Origin of the sequence: Burkholderia sp. Nafp2/4-1b (genome assembly GCF_003635165.1) — a bacterium.
Taxonomy (GTDB): Bacteria; Pseudomonadota; Gammaproteobacteria; order Burkholderiales; family Burkholderiaceae; genus Burkholderia.
The window spans coordinates 208,111-231,040 of sequence record NZ_ML058619.1 but is presented as its reverse complement, the minus strand read 5'-3'; the positions used below and the strand labels follow the sequence as shown (position 1 = coordinate 231,040).

The 22,930-nt window shown below is 68.4% G+C and carries 22 protein-coding genes and 1 pseudogene; 12 read left to right on the top strand and 11 right to left on the bottom strand.

The features are described 5' to 3' along the window. Positions 1-27 precede the first annotated feature (27 nt). The gene (locus C7H84_RS27720) at positions 28-1,098 is read right to left on the bottom strand and encodes a sigma-54 dependent transcriptional regulator (protein ID WP_121861765.1); all 1,071 of its coding nucleotides are present in this window, start codon (positions 1,096-1,098) and stop codon (positions 28-30) included. 355 nt (positions 1,099-1,453) lie between these two features. On the opposite strand from C7H84_RS27720, the gene C7H84_RS27715 reads away from it, so the two are divergent. Beyond that, positions 1,454-2,830: a sigma-54 dependent transcriptional regulator gene (locus C7H84_RS27715; protein WP_121861764.1), complete on the top strand. Its 1,377-nt coding sequence runs from the start codon at positions 1,454-1,456 to the stop codon at positions 2,828-2,830. 16 nt (positions 2,831-2,846) lie between these two features. Here C7H84_RS27715 and C7H84_RS27710 read toward each other — a convergent pair whose 3' ends face one another. After that, on the bottom strand, positions 2,847-3,770 hold the full coding sequence (locus C7H84_RS27710; protein ID WP_121861763.1) for a glycosyltransferase family 2 protein: 924 nt from the start codon (positions 3,768-3,770) through the stop codon (positions 2,847-2,849). Further along, positions 3,749-4,474: a PIG-L family deacetylase gene (locus C7H84_RS27705; RefSeq protein ID WP_121861762.1), complete on the bottom strand. Its 726-nt coding sequence runs from the start codon at positions 4,472-4,474 to the stop codon at positions 3,749-3,751. Before C7H84_RS27705 ends, C7H84_RS27710 begins: the two co-directional genes overlap by 22 nt. Positions 4,475-4,662: 188 nt before the next feature. Here C7H84_RS27705 and C7H84_RS27700 point away from each other — a divergent pair. Beyond that, positions 4,663-6,379, top strand: a pseudogene (locus tag C7H84_RS27700) (PAS domain-containing protein). Between the two features lie 27 nt (positions 6,380-6,406). Here C7H84_RS27700 and C7H84_RS27695 read toward each other — a convergent pair. Then, positions 6,407-7,453: a UDP-glucuronic acid decarboxylase family protein gene (locus tag C7H84_RS27695; protein ID WP_121861853.1), complete on the bottom strand. Its 1,047-nt coding sequence runs from the start codon at positions 7,451-7,453 to the stop codon at positions 6,407-6,409. Continuing rightward, positions 7,453-8,769, bottom strand: coding sequence for a glycosyltransferase family 1 protein (locus C7H84_RS27690; protein WP_121861761.1), 1,317 nt, complete (start codon positions 8,767-8,769; stop codon positions 7,453-7,455). Before C7H84_RS27690 ends, C7H84_RS27695 begins: the two co-directional genes overlap by 1 nt. A gap of 241 nt (positions 8,770-9,010) precedes the next feature. Between C7H84_RS27690 and C7H84_RS27685 the strand changes: the two genes are divergently transcribed. The 7 genes from C7H84_RS27685 (at position 9,011) to C7H84_RS27655 (ending at position 13,772) form a co-directional block, all read left to right on the top strand. Then, positions 9,011-9,424, top strand: coding sequence for a BON domain-containing protein (locus tag C7H84_RS27685; protein ID WP_121861760.1), 414 nt, complete (start codon positions 9,011-9,013; stop codon positions 9,422-9,424). A gap of 27 nt (positions 9,425-9,451) precedes the next feature. Further along, positions 9,452-10,480 carry an SDR family oxidoreductase gene (locus tag C7H84_RS27680; protein WP_121861759.1) on the top strand — a complete coding sequence of 343 codons (1,029 nt, stop codon included), beginning with the start codon at positions 9,452-9,454 and terminating at the stop codon, positions 10,478-10,480. A 38-nt stretch (positions 10,481-10,518) separates the two neighbouring features. Further along, the gene (locus tag C7H84_RS27675) at positions 10,519-10,818 is read left to right on the top strand and encodes a DUF2795 domain-containing protein (RefSeq protein WP_121861758.1); all 300 of its coding nucleotides are present in this window, start codon (positions 10,519-10,521) and stop codon (positions 10,816-10,818) included. A gap of 72 nt (positions 10,819-10,890) precedes the next feature. Then, positions 10,891-11,457 (top strand): hypothetical protein, encoded by a 567-nt coding sequence (locus C7H84_RS27670; RefSeq protein WP_121861757.1) that lies wholly within the window; start codon positions 10,891-10,893, stop codon positions 11,455-11,457. A gap of 149 nt (positions 11,458-11,606) precedes the next feature. Beyond that, positions 11,607-12,464 carry an SDR family oxidoreductase gene (locus C7H84_RS27665; RefSeq protein ID WP_121861756.1) on the top strand — a complete coding sequence of 286 codons (858 nt, stop codon included), beginning with the start codon at positions 11,607-11,609 and terminating at the stop codon, positions 12,462-12,464. Positions 12,465-12,489: 25 nt separating this feature from the next. After that, positions 12,490-13,101 (top strand): DUF4142 domain-containing protein, encoded by a 612-nt coding sequence (locus C7H84_RS27660; RefSeq protein ID WP_121861755.1) that lies wholly within the window; start codon positions 12,490-12,492, stop codon positions 13,099-13,101. 59 nt (positions 13,102-13,160) lie between these two features. Continuing rightward, positions 13,161-13,772 (top strand): DUF892 family protein, encoded by a 612-nt coding sequence (locus C7H84_RS27655; RefSeq protein WP_121861754.1) that lies wholly within the window; start codon positions 13,161-13,163, stop codon positions 13,770-13,772. 180 nt (positions 13,773-13,952) lie between these two features. Here C7H84_RS27655 and C7H84_RS27650 read toward each other — a convergent pair whose 3' ends face one another. After that, complete coding sequence (locus tag C7H84_RS27650; RefSeq protein ID WP_121861753.1) at positions 13,953-15,260, bottom strand: divalent metal cation transporter; 1,308 nt, start codon at positions 15,258-15,260, stop codon at positions 13,953-13,955. Further along, positions 15,257-15,970 (bottom strand): UdgX family uracil-DNA binding protein, encoded by a 714-nt coding sequence (locus C7H84_RS27645; protein ID WP_121861752.1) that lies wholly within the window; start codon positions 15,968-15,970, stop codon positions 15,257-15,259. Before C7H84_RS27645 ends, C7H84_RS27650 begins: the two co-directional genes overlap by 4 nt. Before the next feature lie 236 nt (positions 15,971-16,206). Here C7H84_RS27645 and C7H84_RS27640 point away from each other — a divergent pair, with 236 nt between their 5' ends. The 3 genes from C7H84_RS27640 to dctA all read left to right on the top strand — a co-directional run bounded on the left by C7H84_RS27640 (position 16,207) and on the right by dctA (position 19,384). Continuing rightward, a complete protein-coding gene (locus tag C7H84_RS27640; RefSeq protein WP_121861852.1) occupies positions 16,207-16,656 on the top strand; it encodes a response regulator in 450 nt (149 codons plus the stop codon). Between the two features lie 405 nt (positions 16,657-17,061). After that, positions 17,062-17,985 (top strand): LysR family transcriptional regulator, encoded by a 924-nt coding sequence (locus tag C7H84_RS27635; RefSeq protein WP_121861751.1) that lies wholly within the window; start codon positions 17,062-17,064, stop codon positions 17,983-17,985. Between the two features lie 61 nt (positions 17,986-18,046). Further along, the gene (dctA, locus tag C7H84_RS27630) at positions 18,047-19,384 is read left to right on the top strand and encodes a C4-dicarboxylate transporter DctA (RefSeq protein ID WP_121861851.1); all 1,338 of its coding nucleotides are present in this window, start codon (positions 18,047-18,049) and stop codon (positions 19,382-19,384) included. A 24-nt stretch (positions 19,385-19,408) separates the two neighbouring features. Here the strand turns inward: dctA and C7H84_RS27625 are convergent, their stop codons facing one another. From C7H84_RS27625 to C7H84_RS27610, 4 genes are all read right to left on the bottom strand, one after another. Further along, positions 19,409-20,191 (bottom strand): substrate-binding domain-containing protein, encoded by a 783-nt coding sequence (locus C7H84_RS27625; protein ID WP_121861850.1) that lies wholly within the window; start codon positions 20,189-20,191, stop codon positions 19,409-19,411. A gap of 57 nt (positions 20,192-20,248) precedes the next feature. Beyond that, entirely contained in the window at positions 20,249-21,544 is a 1,296-nt protein-coding gene (locus C7H84_RS27620; protein WP_121861750.1) for an MFS transporter, read from the bottom strand. 333 nt (positions 21,545-21,877) lie between these two features. Further along, positions 21,878-22,360, bottom strand: a complete 483-nt coding sequence (locus C7H84_RS27615) for a PRC-barrel domain-containing protein (RefSeq protein WP_121861749.1) — start codon at positions 22,358-22,360, stop codon at positions 21,878-21,880. A gap of 90 nt (positions 22,361-22,450) precedes the next feature. Next, positions 22,451-22,882: a CBS domain-containing protein gene (locus C7H84_RS27610; protein ID WP_121861748.1), complete on the bottom strand. Its 432-nt coding sequence runs from the start codon at positions 22,880-22,882 to the stop codon at positions 22,451-22,453. Positions 22,883-22,930 lie beyond the last annotated feature (48 nt).

Below are 22,930 nucleotides of genomic sequence, written 5' to 3'. Positions count from 1 at the left end.
GAGGCCGTGCCGGGCTTGCTCACGGGGTTATGGGGTCGGTGCGCCTGACGTCGCGACCGCGCTCGCGGTGTTCGCGGAACCAGTCGCGTTGCCCGAGCCACCGCCTCCCGACGCCGACGCAGGCGCCGCGGTGCCGTTCGTCGCATTGCGCTCGTGTTCGGGCAGCAGTGCGAGACGGTTGTACAGCGTCTTCAGGCTGATGCCGAGCGCCTTCGCGGTGCGCGGCTTGTCGCCGTTGAAATGGCGCAGCGACGCGACGATGAAGCGCTGCTGCGTGTGCGCGAGCGTCGTGCCGATATGCAGCGTCATCGCGTTGTGGCGCACTTCCTCGCGCGGCGGCTGGCGGCGCGGCAACTGCAGTTCGATCTGTTCGTCCGCGAGAATGAACGCGCGTTCCAGCGTGTTGCGCAACTCGCGCACGTTGCCGGGCCACGAGTACGCGCGCAGCGCCTTCATCGCCTGCATCGACAAACGTTTGCGTGTGCGGTGCCGCGCATTCAACCGCTCGACGATCTGCAACGCGATGTCGCCGACGTCATCTTCACGCTGCCGCAGCGCGGGCACGTGCAGCGCGATCGTCGCGATCCGGTAGAACAGGTCTTCGCGCAGCCGGCCGCTGCGCACGGCTTCGACCGGATCGTGATGGGTTGCGGCGACGATCCGCACGTCGAGCGGAATCGCTTCGTGGCCGCCCACGCGCATGATCGTGTTCGATTCGAGCGTGCGCAGCAGTTTTACCTGCAATTCCGCGGGCATTTCAGCGATTTCGTCGAGGAACAGCGTGCCGCCGCGCGCCGCTTCGAACATGCCCACATGTTGTGCGACGGCGCCGGTAAAGCTGCCTTTTTCGTGACCGAAGAGATGTGACTCCGCGATGTCTTTTGGAATCGCACCACAATTGACCGGCACGAAAGGCCCGCGGCGACGCGGGCTCATGTCGTGAATGAGCCGTGCCACGATGTCCTTGCCGGCACCGCTTTCGCCGACCACGAGCACACTCACGCGCGTCGCGGCGACGCGCGATATTTTCAGCAGCAGCTCCTGGATTGTTCGCGAGCGGCCGAACAGTCGCGCGCCATCGTCGTCGGATTTCGACATGGATATGAAAAGGTTGGGAAGTATTGACCGAAATCGTCGAGACAAGATGGAAAAAATGACGCGGTGCGCGCGTCTTTTTCGTATAAACAGGATACCTTTTATGCCGTCGGCGCTAGATTGAATCTTGCAATGCAGTCATCGCGAACAGATAGATTTATTCGATGGACCGGGAATGCGCGAGACGCTTCTTCTATACTGCTAAGCACTCGTTTTGTCATGGCAGGACTGCTGGTCTGCCCCATTCATATGCAATGGTGGAATGCGTCGCCGAGTGCCCCGGCCCCGCATTCTCGCGCTGCATGCTCGCCGAGGTTCCGGCCGATAGGTGCGCCGGGCCGCATAACAAGGAGCTTCGATGCCTTACGTCCTGATCGTCGAAGACGATGCCGATACGCGTGCGATGCTCGCGGCGCTCGCGCAAGCGCAACAGCTCGCGTGCGACACCGCCGCGACGCTCGAGGAAGCGCGCACGCTCGTCTCGACGAATACCCCCGATCTCGTGCTGTGCGATCTCGTGCTGCCGGACGGTAACGGAATGGATCTGTTCGACGCATTGCCCAAGCGGGGGCATTGCGAAATGGTGCTGACCACCGGCCACGCGAGCCTCGAAACCGCGATCGATGCATTGCGGCGCGGCGCGACCGATTACCTGGTGAAACCGCTCAACATGCAGCGGCTGAACAGCATCTTCGCGCGCGTGCCGCGCACGACCGCACTGCACGAGGAAATCGCCGAGCTGCGTTCGGAACTGCAGCGCCTCGGCCGCTTCGGCCGGATGCTCGGCAGTTCGCCCGCGATGCAGGCCGTCTACGATGCGATCGGCCGCGTCGCACGCACCGAGGCGTCGGTGTTGCTAACCGGCGAATCGGGCACCGGCAAGGAGCTTGCCGCGCAAACGGTGCACGACCTGAGCCTGCGCCGCCGCGGCCCGTTCCTCGCGGTGAACTGCGGCGCGATCGCCGCGAACCTCGTCGAAAGCGAGATGTTCGGCCATGACCGCGGCAGCTTCACCGGCGCGGAGCGGCAGCACAAGGGCTTCTTCGAGCGCGCCGACGGCGGCACGCTGTTCCTCGACGAAATCACCGAGATGCCGGTCGAATCGCAGGTCAAGCTGCTGCGCGTGCTGGAAACCGGGCGGCTCACGCGGCTCGGCTCGACGCGCGAGATCGACGTCGACGTGCGCATCGTCGCGGCCACCAACCGCGATCCGGAAGCCGCGATGGCGGACGGCAAGTTGCGGCCCGATCTCTTTCACCGGATCAATGTGTTCCCGATCCCGTTGCCGTCGCTGCGCGAGCGCGGCGACGACATCCCGATGCTCGCCGATGCGTTCCTGCAGCGCTACAACGAGGAAAGCGGCCGCAACCTGCGGTTCGCGCCGGCCGCGCGCGAAGCGCTGAAAACCTACGCGTGGCCCGGCAACGTGCGCGAGCTGCGCAACTTCGTGCAGCGCGCGAGCATCTTCAGCGATGCCGACGTGATCGAAACGCTGCCGCCGCCGATCATGGACGAGCTGTCGAGCATGGTCGACTCGCATGAAGATCGCGTGACGGTGCCGTTCGGCACACCGCTCGAGGAAGTCGACCGCAAACTGATCCTCGGCACGATCGCGCAATGCGGCGGCGTGAAGGCGCAAGCCGCCGAAGTGCTCGACGTGAGCCTGAAGACGATCTACAACCGTCTCGCGCAACTGGAAGACGAAGCGGAAAAGACGGAAAAACCGGACGCCTGATGCCGCGCCGCCGCGGTCATGCACGCACGCCGTCGCGGCGGCGCGCGGCGGCGTCGAGCCGGCGGCGCATGCGTTCGACATGCGGCGGCAGCGTGCGCCGTTCGCGCAGGATCCACGGCAGCCCGGCGAACGTGCGCGTGACACCGCGATCGCGCCACAGGCGCGGCAGCATCCGCGCCGTGTGCGCGAGCGCCGCACCGGCCGGCCAGCGAAGCCACGCGGTCCATACCGCGTTGCGGGCCGACACGCTTCCGCGCGTCTGCACATCGCGCCGCATCGAAGGGTAATGATGAACCGTCAGGTGCGGTGCATAGACGAGCCACGCGCCCGCGCGACACAGGTCGAGCGCGAGCAGCGCTTCCTCGCCGCCGAGGAAGTAGCGCGGATGATAGCCGCCCGCGCGCAGGAACGCGTCGCGCCGGAACGCGGTCGCGCCGGCCAGCAGCCCGAGGATCGGGCGGCCCGGCAGCGCGACGGGCGCATCGAGCGGGCTTTCCGCCATCAGCCGGCAGGTCGGGTCTTCGCGCTCGTCCGGGCCAACCAGCACGCGCGCGGTGACGGCCGCGACATGCGGGTACGCATCGAGCAGGTTCGCGGCTTCGGCAATCGAACCGGGTGCCCACCACGTATCGTCGTCGCAGAACGCGACGTAGGGCGTGCGCGCGACGGCCACGCCGAGATTGCGGCCGGCCGCGCCGGGATTGCCGGGCGCATGCACGAGCACCGCATGCGGAAAACCTTTGCGCATGAGTTCGGCCGTTGCCTCGTCGGCGCCGTTGTCGACCACGACGATCGCCGGCCGGTCGGGCAGGTCGGTGAGCCGTGCAAGCGTGCGCGCGAGCTCGTCCGCACGCCGGTAGGTGAGCACCACGGCAGTCACGCGCGCCTCGCGCGGCGGCAGTGCAATCCGCGCGGGCGTTACGCGAACGTGCGATCGCATTCGAGCCGCCAGTACGTTTCGGGTTCACGGAGATCGGCGCGCATATGAGGGTCGAACAGCGAAATCTGGCTCGCATAGGCGTCCACGGCCGCGGCCTTCGCTGCCGCGCTGTCCGTGCGGTGGGCGCGGTCGCTGCCGTCGGCAGTCGGCGCGCCGACCGGGTGGCCGATCCAGCCGTGCTCGCGCCAGCCGATCACGCGCTTGGCCATCAGCCCGTCGATCCGCCGGTACGGCACATCCTCGTAGAAGCGCCACGTGCGCGCCGTGGCACCGGCGCGAGCGTCGTCGCGCAGCACCATGAGCGCCGCCCGCTGCACCTGCACGTGATCGCGATGGAACAGGCCGGCCGGCGCGAGCACGCCGAAGCCCGGATGCGCGTCGATCGTGTCGGCAAGGCGCGCGGCGATCGCCGTCGATGCGGCCGGCGTGCCGTACTGGTCGTCGAGGAAGTCGAGCCACACGGGCCGCGCATCGAGCAGCGCGAGCGCACGGCGATCTTCGGCGCGACGGGCGCGCACCGCTTCGTCGGCGGTGTGAAAGCCCGCGCGGCGATCCCATGGCGGCGCGGCCGTATCGCGCGCCGGGATGCCGGCGAAGACCGTGACGACGACCGAGCCGGGCGCCTGCGCGAGCAGTTGCCCGCAACTGAAGACGGCGTCGTCGAGATGCGGCGAGATGACGAGCCAGCGGGTCGAGGCGGTCATGGCGTGAAAGTCTCCGTGATTCAGGCAAGCGGTGCAGATGGTGTAAGCGGTGTAAGCGGTGCAAGCGGTGCCCGGGCGGACAGTGCCGGCCGGCGAAGTTGCGCACGAGCATGCGGCGTGCCCGCGCGCATCCGCCGTGCGTATCCCTTTGGCCGGCCATTGCCGGCCGTGCGGCAGGAGCGTCTCCGATGATTGAAACTGCACGGCCGCAGGCCGGAAATTACGCAACCGCCGTGATGCTGGTCGCGACCGCCACCGTGCTGCAGACGCTCGCGATCCGCTTCGGCGGCGTGAACCTGCCGCTCCTCCTGTATTACCCGATGCTCGCCGGTGCCGCATGGGCGACATCGTTCCTGTTCGGCATGGTGTCGACGGTGGCCAGCGGGCTGCTGGTCTGGACGCTGTTCCTGTCCGATCCGATCGCCTATACCGAGCCGCTGTCCGACCGGCTCGTGCGGCTCGGCGCCTTCATGCTGGTCGGCGCGCTGGTGTGTGCGCTCGCGGCCACGCTGCGTCACGCCCGGCTCACGAACGATGCCGCACGCAGGCGCGAGGTCGCCGCACGGCGGCAGATCGAAGCCGTGCTGCAGGCGCTGCCGCACGGCGTGGTCGCGACCGATGCGAATGGCCGGGTGACCTATGTGAATGCGGCGGCCGCGGAACTGGCAGGCTGCGGCGTGGAAGCCGCGACGGGCCTGCCGGTGCGTGACGTGCTGCACGTCTTCGATCACGACGACCGGCGCGTGCCGACCACTCCGCTCGACCGGGCGCTCGGCGGCGCCCATGCGCGATCCGACCGGCACTGGCTGCACCGTGCGCACGGCAGTGCGCCCGTGCCGATCGTCGAGGCGGCATCGCCGATCGCCGATGCGCACGGCAACATCGACGGCGCCGTGCCCCTGCTGCGGGATGCGAGTGCGGAGCGCGCGCTAGCCGAGGCGTCGCGCCTGCGGCACGCGGTGGTCGATGCATCGCCGGACGCGATCATCGGGATCGACAGCAACGGCGGTATCGTCAGCTGGAATGCGGCCGCGCAGCGGATCTTCGGGTATGACGAAACCGAGGCGCCCGGGTGCGCGCTCGAAACGCTCGTGGCCATGCGCTGGCTGCGGCGCAATCTGCTCGTCGACACATTAGACGCAATGCACGAGGCGGTCGGCCCGTTCGAATTGCCGTGCGTGCGGCGCGGTGTCCGTCACGCTGTCGCGCGACGACGCGCACGCGGTGCTCACCGTGTCCGATACCGGGCAGGGCATCGCACCCGAATTCATTCCATACGTATTCGACATGTTCCGCCGCGCGGACGATTCGCCGGCGTCGTCGCGGCGCGGGCTGGGCCTCGGCCTGTCGATCGTGCGGCACATCGCCGAGCTGCATGGCGTCAACGTGCGCGTCGAGAGTGCGGGGCGCAATCGCGGCGCCACGTTCCGCGTGACGCTGCCGGCAGGCTGGCAACCGGTCGGCGCGATGGCATGGAACCCCACGCAAGCGGATAGTCCCCGCGATCGGGTGTCGCTCGACACGCAGCGCATCCTGGTCGTCGACGACGACCCCACCACGCGCGCGAGCCTGACCGCCGCGCTGACGACCTTCGGCGCAGCCGTCGCGATCGCATCGTCGGGTCGCGAAGCCCTCGCGGTGGTGGCCGACGTGCAGCCGACCGTCGTTTTGTCCGACCTCGCGATGCCCGACGGCGACGGCTTCTGGCTGCTCGATGCATTGCGCAACGGCGACGTGCGCGCCGCGATTTCCCCCGATCTGCGCGTGCTGGCCGTGACGGCGCATGCAGGTATCGCCGACGAGCGCCGCGCGCTCGATGCGGGCTTCGACGGCTATCTGTGCAAGCCGGTCGACGTGCGCGAGCTGGTGCACAAGATCGCGCGGGTGACGCAGCGCGACACCTGATGCGTCGCGCGTGCGGTCACATGAAGCTCACGTCGCCGTCGTCGGCCGGTTCTGCGTGCTGATCTGCGCGAGCATGTGCGACGCGATCTGCGTGCTGCGCACCAGATCGCCCGGCGTGTGGTGCACCGCCTGCCGATGGATGAAATACCGCGCGGTATGCGCGAGCCCGCTCGCGAGCGGCGTCGTCGCGCGCCAGCCGAGGCGCCGTTGCGCGGCCTCGAGATCGGGCCGCCGCTGGCGCGGGTCGTCGGACGGCAGCGGACAGAACTCGATCGCGACCGTCGTGCCGACGATCCGCACGACCTCGCGCGCGATGTCGATCATCGCGATCTCGTCGTCGCTGCCGAGGTTCACCGGCTCGCATGCATCGCCGGGTTCGGCCATCAGCCGCGTCAGCGCTTCGACCATGTCGTCGACGTAGCAGAACGAGCGCGTCTGCTTGCCGTCGCCATATACCGTCAGCGGCTTGCCGTCGAGTGCCTGCGTGATGAAGTTCGAGACCACGCGGCCATCCGCCGGGTGCATGCGCGGCCCGTACGTATTGAAGATCCGCGCGATCCGCACGTCGACGCCGTATTGCCGGTGATAGTCCATGAACAGCGTTTCCGCGCAGCGCTTGCCTTCGTCGTAGCACGCGCGGATGCCGATCGGGTTCACGCGCCCGCAGTAGCGCTCGTCCTGCGGATGCACGTCGGGGTCGCCGTACACCTCGCTTGTCGACGCCTGCAGGATGCGTGCCTTCACGCGCTTCGCCAGGCCGAGCAGGTTGATCGCGCCGTGCACGCTGGTCTTGGTCGTCTGCACCGGGTCGCGCTGGTAGTGCACCGGCGACGCGGGGCACGCGAGGTTGTAGATCTCGTCGACCTCGACGTAGAGCGGAAACGTCACGTCGTGCCGCATCAGTTCGAAGTTCGGCGCATCGAGCAGGTGCGCGATGTTGTCCTTCGTCCCCGTATAGAAGTTGTCGACGCACAGCACGTCGTGACCGGCCGTCACGAGTCGTTCGCACAGATGCGAACCGAGAAAGCCGGCGCCGCCGGTGACGAGCACCCGTTTGCGATCGTAGCCCTTCATCATGCATTCTCCTTGCGGTTCGCGAGTACGCCCGGCGTGGTCGCGACGGGCGTGCGGCGGTTGCTGGCCGCGGTGCCGGCGCGCAGCGGATGCGCGACGTCGCGGTAGATGTCGACGAGGCGGTCGGTCACGCCTTGCCATGTATAGAAGCGGTGCGCGCGCAGGTAGCCGGCGCGGCCGAGCTCGGCGCAGAGATCCGGTTGCGCGCGCAACTGAATGAGCCGCTCGGCCAGTGCGGCGGGGTCGCGCGGCGGCACCAGGTAGCCGGTCGCGCCGTCTTCCACCGTCGTGCGGATGCCGCCGACGTCGCTGCCGATCACCGGCGCCGCGCATGCCATGGCCTCGACCGGCGTGATGCCGAACGGCTCGTACCACGGGGTCGTCACGAACACATCGGCCGCGCTGTAGTAGAGGTGCAGCGCATCGCGATCGCGCCGGCCGACGAAGACCACCCGCTCCGCGATGCCGGTGTCATGCGCGAGCGCGGCAAGCCGCGCGAGTTCCGGGTCGCGTGCCGGGTCGGGCGTCGCCTGGCTGCCGCCGACGATGTAGAGCCGGGTCGAGCGTTGCGGGTCGCGCGGCATCCGGGCCAGTGCGTCGATCACGTTGTCGATTCCTTTGCGCGGCACGAGACGCCCGAGCTGCAGCACGATGAACGCATCCTCGGGCCAGCCGAGCCGCGCACGCGCAGCGGCGCGCGGCACCGGCCGGAATTCGCGTGCGTCGAAGCCGCACGGCACGATCTCGATGCGCGCGGCATCGGCGCGATAGTGCGTGGTCAGGTCGAGCGCGTCCTGCGGACATTCAGCGATCAGGCGGTCCGAGCGCCGTGCGAGCGTGTCCTCGATCGTGAAGCGCGCGTCCGGGAAGCCGTCGGCCGCGCCCTGATGGAGCCGGCGTACGCGGCCGAGCGCATGGAACGTCGTGACGAGCGGAATGCCGAGACGCTTCTTTACGCGCAGGCCGGCCTCGCCCGACATGAAGAAGTTCGCATGCATCACGTCGACCGGGTCGGGTTCGCGCCGCATCCGCGCGACCATGTAGTCCGCGAACGCGCCCATGTACGGCAGCAGCCGTTCCTTCGGCACGTCGACCGGCGGGCCGGCCGGCACGTGAATCACGCGCATGTGCGGGCCGATCTGCACGACTTCGGGCAGGTGCGCGTTGTCGCAGCGCGTGTAGACGTCGACGTCGAGGCCGCGCTCGGCCAGTTGCTTCGCGACGTTCGCGACGTAGATGTTCTGGCCGCCCGCATCCACGCCGCCGATCACCCCCAGCGGCGACGCATGTTCACTGATCAACGCGATTCTTTGCATGGTGTTGCTCCCAAGGTCGGGGCCGCGCCGATGGGCCCCGTTGCGTCCCTGTTCGGCAATCGCCATGCCCGGCGCTTTGCGGGGCAAGCGCCCCCCTGATGCGCCGAAAAAATTACAACGCGTTGGATGAAAGGGCGTCTGATCGCGCTGCCGCGCGGGGGCGCGGCATCCTGCGCGCGGCACGCGGCTTGCGCCACCGCGATACCCGCCGGCGCTGCCGGCTTCATGAAAGGAGGTCACGATGAAGGTATTCCCGCTGCAAGCCCGCGCACCGCGATTCCGCCGTCACCCGGCCAAGCGTCTGGGGATGGCGATCGCCATCGCCGCGGCCGCCGGCTGCCTGGTCGTCGCGCCGAACGTGTTCGCTGCCGGCGACGACGGCGCGGCATCGTCATCGTCGTCCATGTCGTCGTCGACGCATTCGAGTACCGGCGCGAAGATCCGCGACGCCACCATCACGACCAAGGCCAAGGCCGAACTGGTCGGCACGAGCGGCCTGTCGGCCGGCGACATCCACGTGAAGACGCGCCACGGCGTCGTGATGCTGACGGGCAGCGTGCCGGACGACCAGCAGCGCGCGCAGGCGGTCGGCGTCGTCCGGAAGATCGACGGCGTGCAGGACGTGCGCGACCAGCTGACCATTCGTCCGAAATAACCGCTGCCCCGTAGAAGGAGTGCACGAATGAATTGCATGCTCAAACCGGTCGGCGAGCAGACGATCGTAATTACGGGCGCGACGAGCGGCATCGGCCTCGTTACCGCACGCAAGGCGGCACGGCGCGGTGCGAAGCTGGTGCTGTTCGCGCGCAACGAAGAGGCGCTGAACACGCTGTGCGAGGAGATTCGCCAGCACGGCGGCCTGGCGGTGGCGGTTGCAGGCGATGTCGGCAATCTCGAGGATCTGCAGCGTGCGGCCGCGAAGGCGGCCGACACCTACGGCGGCTTCGACACGTGGATCAACAACGCGGGCGTGTCGATTTTCGGCACGGCGGCCGCGGTCCCGCTCGAGGATCAGCGCCGGTTATTCGACACCAACTACTGGGGTGTCGTGCACGGCTCGCTCGTCGCGTCGGACCATTTCCGGCGCAAGAGCGATTTCCACGGCGGCGCGATCATCAACATGGGCAGCGAGGCGTCCGACGCGCCCGTGCCGCTGCAAAGCGCGTACGTGGCGTCGAAGCACGCGGTGAAGGGCTTCACCGATTCGCTGCGGCTCGAGCTCGAATCGGATCACCTGCCGGTCTCGGTCACGCTGATCAAGCCGGCCGCGATCGACACGATGTTCGTGATGCACGCGAAGAACTACATGAACGTCGAAGCGAAGCTGGCGCCCCCGATCTACGACCCGGAGCTTGTCGCCGACGCGATCCTGTACGCGGCCGCGCATCCGCGCCGCACGCTGTTCGTCGGCGGTGCCGCGAAGCTGACGTCGGCCGGCGCCTACCACGCGCCGCGCCTGTTCGATCGCATCGCGGCCACGCTGTTCTCGCGCGGCCAGCGCACGGTGCGTCCCGCACGGCCGCGCGACGACAACGCGCTGTACGAGTCGCGCCACGCGCTGCACGAGCGGGAGGGGATGGAGGGGCTCGTGCTGCGCGGCTGCGCGTACAACGCGGTGGTGCAGCGGCCGAAGGTCGCACGCGCGGTAGCGCTGGGGGCGGCGGCACTGGTGGTGGCCGCACTCGCGCGCTCGCGCCGCGCGCCGACGTAAGCGTGTTCCTTTCCGTTTTTCAATCGAAGGAGGTTTCCATGTCATCCCGACAACATACGGGCCACGAATACAGCCACTCGCGCGCGCACGAAGGCGAGCGCACCCAGCAGGACCACGACAAGGGCGGTCACCAGACGGGGCACGGCAAGGCGCCGAGCCCGGTCGACGTGCAGAAGGCGCTGAAGGGGATGGACTATCCGGCGAGCAAGGCCGACGTCGTCCAGTGCGCCGAACGCTCGCATGCGGACCAGAGCGTGCTCGACATGCTCCGGCAGATTCCCGATCGCGAATACACGACGCCGGCCTCGGTGTCGAAGGAACTCGGGCGGCTGATGTGAGTACCGCCGCGTCGCGTCGCGCCGCGCGCGCGTTCGCGTGCGCGGCATTTTCCCGTCACAAGGAGCACCAGCATGGCGATGATCGTCGCAGGCCGCTTCACGACGTTCGATGAAGCGGAAGGTGGGGCGCGCCACCTTTACGAGCGCGCGTTCGGCCCGGACGACGTGTCGATCTTTTTCCTGAACCCCGGCGGCCAGCACGCGCGCTTTCCGATCGGCGGCGACGTATATGCCGACACGGCGGCGAAGCCGGGCGGCCGCGGCGCGATGGTCGGCGCGATGCGCGGGCTGCTGATCGGGGTGGTCGTCGGGCTGATCATCTATGCAGTCGGCCTGCGCTACTGGTTCGTGCCGGCTGCCGGCGCGCTGGCAGGCGCGTATCTCGGCGCGTTCGGCGGTGCGCTCGGCAGGATGCGCGGCCAGCAGGCCGAAGGCAAGGGCACGCTCGCGCAGAGCGAATCGGGCGTGATTCTCGCCGCGCGCGTGACGCCCACCACGGCCGCCGCGGCCGAAGACGTGCTGCGCGCGACCGGTGCGCAGTCGATCGAGCGCGTCGAAGGCGACTGGCAGGACGGCGAGTGGCGCGACTTCGATCCGGTCCGTCGGCCGGACGGCACCACGCAAGGCAGCCCGCGCTGAGCGCGTCGATTCTGCATGCGCGTGCGACGAGGCGCCCCGCGTACGCACGGCGGCAGCGCATGCCGGTGCGCGTCGGCGTGCCGGCCCGGGCGCAGCAGCCGGCACGCGGCTTGCGACGCGTTCCCGACACCCGTTCAAGGAGGAACCCCATGACCACCGCAAAGACGCCGCCGCCCCAGAAGCAGACGCAGCAGCCGGGCAGCGAGCGGGAGATGAATCCGAAGCCGCGCGACGAGGCGGCCGATTACGTCGGCAGCGGGAAGCTCGCCGGCAAGGTCGCCCTCGTGACGGGCGGCGACAGCGGGATCGGCCGCGCGGTCGCGATCGGTTTCGCGAAGGAGGGCGCGGACGTCGCGATCGTGTACCTGAACGAATCCGACGATGCCGCGCACACGAAGAAGTTGATCGAGCAGGCGGGCCGACGTTGCGAGGCGATCGCATGCGACATCGGCGATCGCACCCAGGCGCGCAACGCCGTTGCGCGCACGGTCGAACGACTCGGCCGACTCGACGTACTGGTGAACAACGCGGGCGAACAGCATCCGCAGCCCGGTATCGAGGACGTGACCGAGGAGCAGCTCGAGCGCACGTTCCGCACGAACGTGTACGGGATGTTCTTCTGCACGCAGGCCGCGCTGCAGCACATGAAGGAGGGTGGACGCATCGTCAACACCGCATCGGTGACCGCGTATCACGGCAGCCCCAAACTGCCCGACTACTCGGCGACCAAGGGGGCGATCGTCGCATTCACGCGCTCGCTGTCGATCGAGCTGGCCGAGCGCGACATCCGCGTGAACGCGGTCGCGCCGGGGCCGATCTGGACGCCGCTGATTCCGTCGACCTTCACGCCCGAGCAGGTGTCGAAGTTCGGCTCGAACGTGCCGCTCAAGCGGCCGGGACAACCGGACGAACTGATCGGCTGCTACGTGCTGCTCGCATCCGAAGGCGCGAGCTACATGACGGGACAGACGTTGCATCCGAACGGCGGCTCGATCGTCGGCGGCTGAGCGCCCCCACATCAGGAGAAAGCGCATGAAACAACCCAACTGGACGATCGCGGCGCTGGCCGCGGGCGTACTCGCCGTGTCGGGGCTCGCGCATGCACAGATGCCGAGCGAGCCGCCCGCATCGAATTCGCACGTGCCGGGCGGCGTGATCAACCCGTCGTCGGGCGCAGGCACCGGCGACCCAGGGATCGCGAAGGCGCCGCAAGGCACCGACGCGGAGTTCGTCGACAAGGCCGCGCTGTCGGGCAAGGCCGAGGTGCAGGCGAGCCAGCTCGCGCTGAAGCAGGCGCAGTCGGCGGACGTGCGTGCGTTCGCGAAACGGATGGTCGCCGACCACGGCAAGGCGGGCGCGAAGCTCAACGAGATCGCGGCGCGCAAGGGCATGAAGCCGCAGGTCGAACAGATCTCCGACCCGGACGTCGCGGCGCTGCGCGGCAAGCAGGGGCACGACTTCGACGTCGCGTATGTCGCGGCGGCCGGGCCCGATGCGCATAAAAAGGCGGTCGCGTTGTTCGAGGACGAGGCGCGCGACGGCAAGGACGCGCAATTGCGCGCGTTCGCGCAATCCACGCTGCCGACGCTCAAGCATCACCTGGGCATGGCAGAGACGCTGCAACGCAAGGTGGGCGCGCAGTAACGCGCGCCCGGTTCAACCCCAGGGCCGCGCGTGCGGCCCGCTTTTTCGGAGAAGCAGTCATGGCCCAACGGCAATCGAAGCACGAAGGCATCCTCGAACTGCTCTGCCAGGCGTACGAGACCGAGCTTGGCGGCGCGAAGATCTACGAGGCCGCGATCCAGTGCGCGACCGACGAGGACCTCCACAAGGAATGGGAGAAATACCACCGCGAAACGATGCATCACCAGGAAGTGCTGCGCAAGGTATTCGAAACGCTCGGCCTCGATCCGAACGCGCAGTCGCCGGGGCGTGCCGCGGTGGCGGCGACCGGCAAGTCGCTCGTGCAGGTGATCGAGCAGGCGAAGAAGCAGGCCGACCCGGCGGTCGCACAGGTCGTCGCGGCCGAGTGCGTGGTGCTCGCCGAGACCAAGGATCACCTGAACTGGGAACTGATCGGCTATGCGGCGGATCAACTGCCGGACGGCGATGCGGCGAAGGCGCTGAAGGCCGCGCACGATGAAGTCGAGGCCGACGAGGACCACCACCTGTACCACACCCGCGGCTGGGCGCGCGAGATGTGGATCCAGTCGATGGGCTTCAAGGCCGTGCTGCCGCCGCCGGAGGAAGTGAAGAAGGTCGAGTCGGCCGCCGATGCAGCGCGGGCCGAAAAGTCGCGCGGCAAGATGATGTAACCGCGACGGGCCGGCAGCCGGGCCGTGCCGCTCGGGCGGCGCGCCCGGCTGTTTTATGTGCGGTAGTACCGGCGCGTGCTCGTACCGGGCATGCGTGTCTGCCTGTCGCGCGCGCGCCGCTTTCTTTCTACACGGTTGCGCACGCAACCAGCCGATCTATCTGCGACGCATCTCCAACGCTCACGTCAACAGATCCACGACCATCACGACCACCGACGCCGCCATCAGAACGACCGCCAGCCATCCGAAACACTTCGACACGAAACCGGTGCCCGGCTGCCCTTCGGCATCGCGGCGCTGCGACAGCAGCATCACGAGCACGAGCATCGGCACCGCGGCGATGCCGTTGAGCACCGCGCTCCAGTACAGCGCCTTGATCGGATTGATCGGGCTGAAGCAGATCGCGATGCCGACGATCACGCACAGCGCGAGGACCGCATAGAACGCCGGCGCGCGCCGTACCGGCTCGTTCAGGCCTTCGCGGAACCGCCACGCTTCGGCACAGCCATACGCGGCGCTGCCCGCGAACGCAGGAATGGCGAGCAGCCCGCAGCCGACGATGCCGAACGCGAACACGAGAAATGCCGCTTCGCCGGCGATCGGCCGCAGCGCTTCCGCGGCCTGCGCGGTCGAACCGATGTCGTGCTTGCCGTGCGTGAAGAACACCGCCGCGCCGATCACCATGATGCAGAACGACACCGCATTGGTCACGATCATCCCGGTCCACGTGTCGATCGTGATGCGCCGTTCGGTCTCGCGCCGCGCGCCCGGCGCGCACGCGGTGTCGCCGTTGCGGCGCTCGGCCTGGGTCTCCTCGACCTCGAGCGCGGCCTGCCACACGAACAGGTACGGGCTCAGCGTCGTGCCGAGCACCGCGACCGCCGTCGTCGCATAGTCGTGCGTGAACGCGATGTGCGGCAGCACGAGCGCATGCAGCAGGCTGCCCCAGTCGACGTGCACGAACGCGAGCTCGATCACGTACGCGAGCAGGCCGAGCGTCAGCCATTTGAGCCAGCGCGCGTAGCGTTCGTAGGACATCAGCACCTGCAGCGCGAGCGATGCGATCCCGTAGACCGGCGCATACCAGTAGCTGCGGCCGCCGGCGACGAGGGCGGTCGCGTCGCCCATCGCGGCGAGATCGGCGCCGACGTTCACCACGTTGACGATCACGACCATGACGACCAGCGTTTTCGCGAGCCGGACGGAGAAGTGCTCGCGGATGCCCGCGACGAGGCCTTTGCGATTGGCGCGCGCGACGAATGCCGACGCGAGCTGCACGACCACCATCATCGGCAGCGTGACGACGATCATCCACAGCATGTGGAAGCCGAACTGGCTGCCGGCCTGCGCATAGACGGCGACGTTGCTTGGATCGGCGTCGGACGCGCCGGCGAGCAGGCCGGGGCCGAGCCGCCGGTACCACGGTTTGGCCGCGGTGGACGAGGCGGCAGCGGTGTCGCGCGCGTCGTCGCTGCGCAGGTCGCTCATTCGTCGTCTCCGTGCTCGCCGCCGGTGCCGCGCGCGAGGCGCGACGCGGTGCGCAGCGCGTCGACGAGGGTCCGGTACGCGTGTTCGCGCGAATCGGCGCCGCGCGTGCGCAGCACGTACGACGGGTGATAGGTCGCCACGACGACGCTGCCGTCCGGCGTGCGCACCGGCTTGCGCGTGCGCTCCAGCGTCGCGTCGTTGTCCTGCAGCACCGCGCGCAGCGCCGTCGCGCCGAGCGCGACGATCACGCGCGGCGTCACCGTATCGAGTTCACGTTCGAGCCAGTAGCGGCACGCGGCCACCTCGCGCTGCGCGGGCGTCTTGTGCAGCCGGCGCTTGCCGCGCGGCTCCCATTTGAAGTGCTTGACCGCATTGGTCAGATAGACCGACCCGCGCTCGATGCCGGCCTCGTCGAGCGCGCGATCGAGCATGCGGCCCGCCGCGCCGACGAACGGGACGCCCGTGCGATCTTCCTGGTCGCCTGGCTGCTCGCCGACCAGCATGATCCGCGCATCGGCCGGCCCCGCGCCGGGCACCGGCTGCGTCGCGTGCTCCCACAGCGAGCAGCGGCGGCACGCGTCGAGCGTGGCCGGCGTGTCGTCGCCGGCGTGTTCGGGTGCGGCCGTCGCGGGTTTCGTGCGTCCGGAAGACGTCGAGGACGTCGACGGCCTGGGCGACGGTGAACGCGGGGAGTGCGTCGCGCGCGTCATGCGGCGCCTCCCGCGCATGCCGGTGGCCCGTACGCGGCGCAGCGCGCGGCCCGGTACGTCCGCGTGCCGGCGGCAGGCGGATCGAAGGCCCCGGCGGACCGGAACATCGGCAGTGCGCGCATCAACGGCTCCCGTATCGACGATATCGATGGCATGCAGCAACCGGCATGCCGGACGCAGTCGATATGGGCGCGCAGTTTGCGTCGGGGCCGCATCCGACCATCTGGAGAAACGTGATGCTCACCCACCCCGCCGACGATCCAGGCGCCGACGACGTGCTGTTGTGGCGCGCACCCGATAGCGTGCCGCTACGGCCGCGCCGCGTGCTGGTCGTCGACGACTATCGCGATGCCGCGGACGCACTGCAGCTGCTGCTCCAGGCGCGCGGCTTCGAATGCCGCGTCGCGGACGACCCGTTCGTCGTCTGCGATCTCGCGCGCGACTGGCAGCCGTTCGCGATCGTGCTCGACATCGCGATGCCGGGCCTCGATGGCCTGCAGCTCGCGACGCGGCTGCGTGGCGATCCGCGCACCGGCGACATGCTGCTGATCGCGTGCAGCGCGTTCGCGTCGCAGCGCGACCGTGAGCGTGCGCGGGAAGCGGGCTTCGACGCGCATTGCGCGAAGCCGCTGACACCGCACCGGCTGCTGCGTTACCTGGAATCGGCTTGCGGCGGCGGGCGATGATGCAGACGCAGGCCGCAGGCGCATTACACGACGCTTGTAAAACGGTGGCGGGCCGGCTGGCGGCGGACTCGGCCGCGCGGTGCGCGCGGCGTGCGCGCGAGCCACGTCCACCCGCCGACCCCCGCGGCCGTGCCGGTCAGGCCCCCCAGCGCGAGCAGCACCGCGGTCGCCTCAGTCGATACGCCGCACCCACGAGCGCGATGGCCTTTCCCGGTTATCACGCGTATTACCCGAGCCGCCGGCAGGCGTCGCGCGCGTTCTTGGTCGTGATCGACGCGTTGCGGCATCGCGCGTAGCGCGGGCATCGTGCGTACGCGGAGGATCGGGGCCGGTATCTTCCCGGCTGGGTCTGCCGCGGCGAATCGGGCAAAATACCGGGCATCTGAACAGGCGGAGACGCGGCCCGTGGGCATCAATTTCGATTTGACCGACTTGCAGGCGTTTCGCGCGGTGGTGGAACTGGGCAGTTTCCGCAAGGCCGCCGATGCGATCAGCATTTCGCAGCCCGCGTTGAGCCGCCGGATCGACAAGCTGGAAGACGCGCTCGGCGTGCGCCTGTTCGAGCGCACCACGCGCAGCGTCGCGCTGACCACCGTCGGCCGCGTGTTCGCGCAGAGCGCCGAGCAACTGCTGCACGATCTCGACGTCGCGCTGCTCGGGATCCGCGACGTTTCATCGAGCCGCCTCGGTCATGTGACGATCGCGTGCGTGCCGTCGGTGGCCTACTATTTTCTGCCGACCGTGATCGCGAATTATCATCGCCGCTTTCCGCGCATCCGCGTCAAGCTGCTCGATGCGAGCGCGAACGAGGTGCTGAGCGCGGTGATCAGCGGCGAAGCCGATTTCGGCGTGAGCTTCATGGGCAGCCAGGAGCCCGAGATCGAATTCAAGCTGCTGCTGCAGGAGCGCTTCGTCGCCGCGTGCCGGCGCGACCATCCGCTCGCGCGCAAGAAGCGCGTGACCTGGGACGAACTTTACGGATACGAGTACGTGTCGGTCGACAAGACGTCCGGCAACCGGCTGCTGCTCGACCAGGCGCTGACGGCGGTCGCGCCGCGCGCGCCGAGCGTGTGCGAGACACGCCATGTGACGACCATGCTCGGGCTGGTCGAAGCGGGCCTCGGTGTGGCCGCGGTGCCGTCGATGGCGATGCCCGGCCACGATCATCCGCTGCTGACGAGCGTGCCGCTCGTCGAACCGGTGGTCAAGCGCCGGGTCGGCATCGTGAAGCGGCGCGGACGCGCGCTCACGCCGGCCGCCGAGGAGTTTCACCGCGCGATCGTCGACGCGAAACGCAACGGTGCCGCACGCGGCGATGAATCGACATGACGACGCCAGCCAATACAACGACCGCAACGACTATGACCGCAACAGCGAGGAACACCGCACCGTGAGGCTCGCAATACCGCTGCGTTCGCTGTACGTGCAGGTCCTGCTGGCGATGGTGCTCGGCGTGAGCGTCGGCCACTTCTGGCCGTCCGTGGGCGCGATGCTCAAACCGCTCAGCGACGCATTCGTCGGCCTCGTGCGGATGATGATCGCGCCGATCGTGTTCTGCACGATCGTCTCCGGCATCACGTCGCTCGCGAACGGACAAGCCATCGGGCGCACGATCGTCCGGGCGCTGGTGCTGTTCTATCTGCTGACCGCCGCCGCGCTCGCGTTCGGGCTCGTCACCGCGTTCGTGCTGCGGCCGGGTGCCGGCATGCACATCGACGTGCGTCATCTCGATGCGAGCGTCCTTGCCCAGTATGCGTTGCACGCGCAACCGCACGGACTCGTCGAATTCGCGCTGAGCGTGATTCCGGACACGATGCTCGGCGCCTTCCAGAAGGGCGAAGTGCTGCCCGTGCTGCTGCTGTCGCTGCTGTTCGGTTTCGCGCTGAACGCGTATCCGCAAGCGGGCCGGCCCGTGCTCGCGCTGATCGACGGCGTCGCGCAGGTCGTCTTTCGCGTGCTCGCGATGATCATGCGGCTCGCGCCGCTCGGCGCATTCGGCGCGATGGCGTTCACTGTGGGCCGCTTCGGCATCGGCTCGGTGGGCTCGCTCGCGGGGCTGATGGTGTCGTTCTACGTGGCATGCGTGCTGTTCGTCGCGCTGGTGCTCGCGCCGCTCGCGCGAGCGCACGGTTTTGCGCTGTGGCGGTTGCTGCGCTACCTGCGCGAGGAATTGCTGATCGTGCTCGCGACGTCATCCACGGAACCCGTATTGCCGCGATTGATGGTCAAGCTGGAGGCGCTCGGTTGCGACAAGGGTGTCGTCGGGCTCGTGCTGCCGGCCGGCTATTCGTTCAACCTGGACGGCACCGCGATCTATCTGACGCTCGCGGCATTGTTCATCGCGCAAGCCTGCGACGTGCCGCTGTCCGCGCCGCAGATCGCCGCGATGCTGGCCGTGATGCTGCTGACGTCGAAGGGGGCGGCCGGCGTGTCCGGCAGCGGGCTCGTCGCGCTCGTCGCGACGCTCGCCGTGATGCCCGACCTGCCGGTGGCCGGGGTCGCGCTGCTGGTCGGCATCGATCGCTTCATGTCCGAGGCGCGCGCGCTGACGAGCGTGATCAGCAATGCGTGCGCGGTGATCTTCGTGTCGTCGTGGGAGGGGGCATGCGATCGTGCGCGGCTCGCACGGATGCTGAACGGGACCGGGCCTGCGCGCCCGAACGGCGCCGACGATGCGGGGGCCCACGATGCCGGGGCCGAAACCGGGCGCGACGGTAACGCGGTCTGACGCGCGCGTTCCCGTCGCGCGTGCTCAATGGGCGGCGACGGAATCCAGCCCGGTCGATTTCACATCCGGCTGCACGTCGGGCGACGCGAGATAGTCGAGCAGCGCCTTCGCTTCGGCCGGATGCTGCGCGCCGACGGGAATGCCGGCCGCGAAGCGCGTGACCGACTGCAGCGCTTCGGGAATCTTGCCGACGTAGGTCGCGCCCTTCACGGGCAGCAGTTCGCTTACTTGCTGGAAGCCGATTTCGTAATCGCCGTTCGCGACCACCGATGCGACCGGAATCCGCGGAATCATCTTCGCCTTCGACTTCACCTGATCCTCGATGCCGAGCTTCTTGAACAACTCGCGCTCGATGTAGACGCCGCTCGCGCTGTCCGAGTACGCGATCGACTTCGCGTGCAGCAGCACCTCCTTGAGGCCGTCAGCCGTGCTGATGTCGGGCTTGGCCGCGCCGTCGCGCACGACCATGCCGATCCGCGAATCGGCCAGCTCGACGCGCGAGCCGGGAATCACCTTGCCTTGCTTGATCAGGTCGTCGAGCGCATAGCCGACCATGATCACCGCGTCGGCCGGTTCGCCGCGCGCCAGGCGGTTCGGAATCGCCTCGGGCGACTTGCCCATCGACGGGCCGAGCGCGGTGTCGAGCGTGTTGCCCGACTGCGCTGCGTAGCGCGGGCCGAGCACCTTGTACGCAGCGGTGAAACCGCCCGAGCTCATCACGTGCAGCTCGGCGGCCTGGACGTGCGCGGCGACGGCGGAGGTGGCGACGAGCGCCGTCGCGCACAGTTTCAGCAGCAGGTTGTTCATTTTCATGGTCGTGGTCGTGCGGAATCGGGGTGGTGGGCCGGAATGGCGCGTCGTGCTTCAGTGCGCGGGCGTCAGCTTCGCCGGGTGGCGGCGATAGAGCGCGAACGTCGCGAGCAGCGCGCACACGGCGGCGAGGCTCATCCAGTAGCCCGGTGCGGCCTTGTCGCCGGTCATGTGGATCAGCGCGGTCGAGATCGCGGGCGTGAAGCCGCCGAACACGGCCGTCGCGAGGCTGTACGCGAGCGAGAAGCCCGCGACGCGCACTTCCACCGGCATCACTTCCGTCAGCGCGACGACCATCGCGCCGTTGTAGATCCCGTACATGAACGACAGCCACAGCAGCACGAGGAGCATGTTGACGAACGACGGCGCGTGCGCGAGCAGCGACAGTGCCGGATACGCGGTCGCGATCGCGAGCACCGTCATCCCGACGAGCAGCGGCCGGCGGCCGATCCGGTCGGACAGCGCGCCGCCGATCGGCAGCCAGATGAAGTTCGACACGCCGACGCACAGCGTCACGAGCAGGCTGTCGGCGGTGCTCAGGTGCAGCACGGTCTTGCCGAAGGTCGGCGCGTAGACCGTGATCAGGTAGAAGCTCGTGGTGGTCATCGCGACCAGCATCATGCCGGCGACCACGATGCCCCAGTTGCGCGCCAGCGTGCTGAACACTTCCTTCATGCTGGGGCGATGCCGGCGTGCCTGGAATTCCTGCGTTTCCTCGAGGTTGCGGCGCAGCATGAAGATGAACGGCACGATCATGCAGCCGACGAAGAACGGCACGCGCCATCCCCACGCGGCGATGGACGACGCGCTCAGCCAGTGGTTGAGCGCGAAGCCGAGGCCCGCTGCGATCACGATCGCGACCTGCTGGCTCGCGGACTGCCAGCTCGTGAAGAAGCCCTTGCGGCCGGGCGTGGCCATTTCGGCGAGATAGACCGACACGCCGCCGAGCTCCGCGCCGGCCGAGAAGCCCTGCAGCAGGCGCCCGACCAGCACGAGCGCGGGCGCGAGCAGGCCGAGCGTCGCGTAGCCGGGGACGAACGCGATCAGGATCGTGCCGCTCGCCATGATGGCGAGCGTGACGATCAGGCCCTTGCGGCGGCCGACGTCGTCGATGTACGCGCCCAGCACGATCGCGCCGAGCGGCCGCATCAGGAAGCCGGCGCCGAACACGGCGAACGTCATCATCAGCGACGCGAACTCGCTTGCGGCGGGAAAGAACACGGCCGAGATCTGCGTCGCGTAGAAGCCGAACAGGAAGAAGTCGAATTGCTCGAGGAAGTTGCCGGCCGTCACGCGGAATACCGCGGCGGCCTTCGAACGTCCGGTCGGAAGGCTGGGCGAGGGGTGCATCAGGGTGTCTCCAGGAATCTAGGAAAGGCGCGGGGAGCTGTTGTTTGTCGTTTCGGCAATGTTCGCCCGGAGACGGGGAAACGATAAGTGCGATTTTTGGATCGATTGATGTTGTTTGGTTATCAATCAATCTATCGATCGCCCGGCCCGCACGCCGGATGGCGGGCTACCACCTGGACTGCGCGAGCCGCTGTCAGCCGACCCCGGCGTTCGCGTTGCGGGTCGACGCGCTGCGCTACCCGGTAATCCTCGCTGAACCAAAAAAAGCCCCGCATTCGGCGGGGCCCGTCGGTTACAACTACACCGGCAAATCGTGAGCGACGAGTTGAACGATCAGTGAGGGCCGCGCGTGCGCGGATCGTTCAGATCCTCGGTCGGATCGGTCAGCCCGAGCTCGTCGCTCGCGCTCCAGTACGGCGTGCTGCCGTAGTACTCGTGCAGCGGCTCGGCCCATTGCGGATCGGCCATCGCCGGCCAGTGATCCTTGTCGAAGCCCGGCGCATTGCGGATGCGCTCCGACGAGACCGACAGCAAGAAACACTTGCGTTCGGTATCGAGCGTGAGCGCGCTCCACGGAATCGCGAGCAACTTGTCGCCGATGCCGAGCAGGCCGCCGCTCGACAGCACGGCATACGCGACGCGGCCCGAGCGTACGTCGAGCATGATGTCCTTGATCTTGCCGACGTCGTCGCCATCGGTCGTGTAGACCTTGTTGCCTTCCAGCGTGTCAGCTGCCATCACGTCCGGACCGGGACCGGCTGCGGTCGCGGCGCCCTTGCCTACGATGCGGGTCTGTCCTTTATCGGGAGTCTGCATGGTTGTCCTCCTGGCTGTGTGGAGCGCGACCGTGCCCGGAATGGGCCCTGCGGGTCGCGCGGGTTGGCGGACGGGCGAAAAGCCCCTCCGTCACGTCTGCTTCGGTTGCGACACGCCTTCCAGCGTGTTCGCGACGTCGTCGCGCACCGGGCCGGCGCTGCGGGTCGCGATATCCGCGAGCGACAGCATGCCGACCAGACGCTTGTCATGATCGACGACGGGCAGGCGGCGCAGTTGCGCGTCGGCCATGTAGTGCTGGATCTCCTCCAGCGAGTCGTCCTCGAAACACCATTCGATCGGGCCCGATGCGACTTCGTGAACCCGCGTTTCCGGCGGCTTGCCGGCCGAGATCGCGCGCACCGCGATGTCGCGGTCCGTCACCATGCCGACCAGCCGGTTGTTGTCGCACACGGGCAGCGCGCCGATGTCGTAGCGCTCCATCAGTTGCGCTGCATGACGGATCGAGTCGGTCGGCGCGATGCGCACGACGTCACGCGACATGATTTCGTTCACGCGATGCATGTAGTTCTCCTTGCCGGTTCAAGCGGAGCCGTCCGGTTCAGCAAGCGG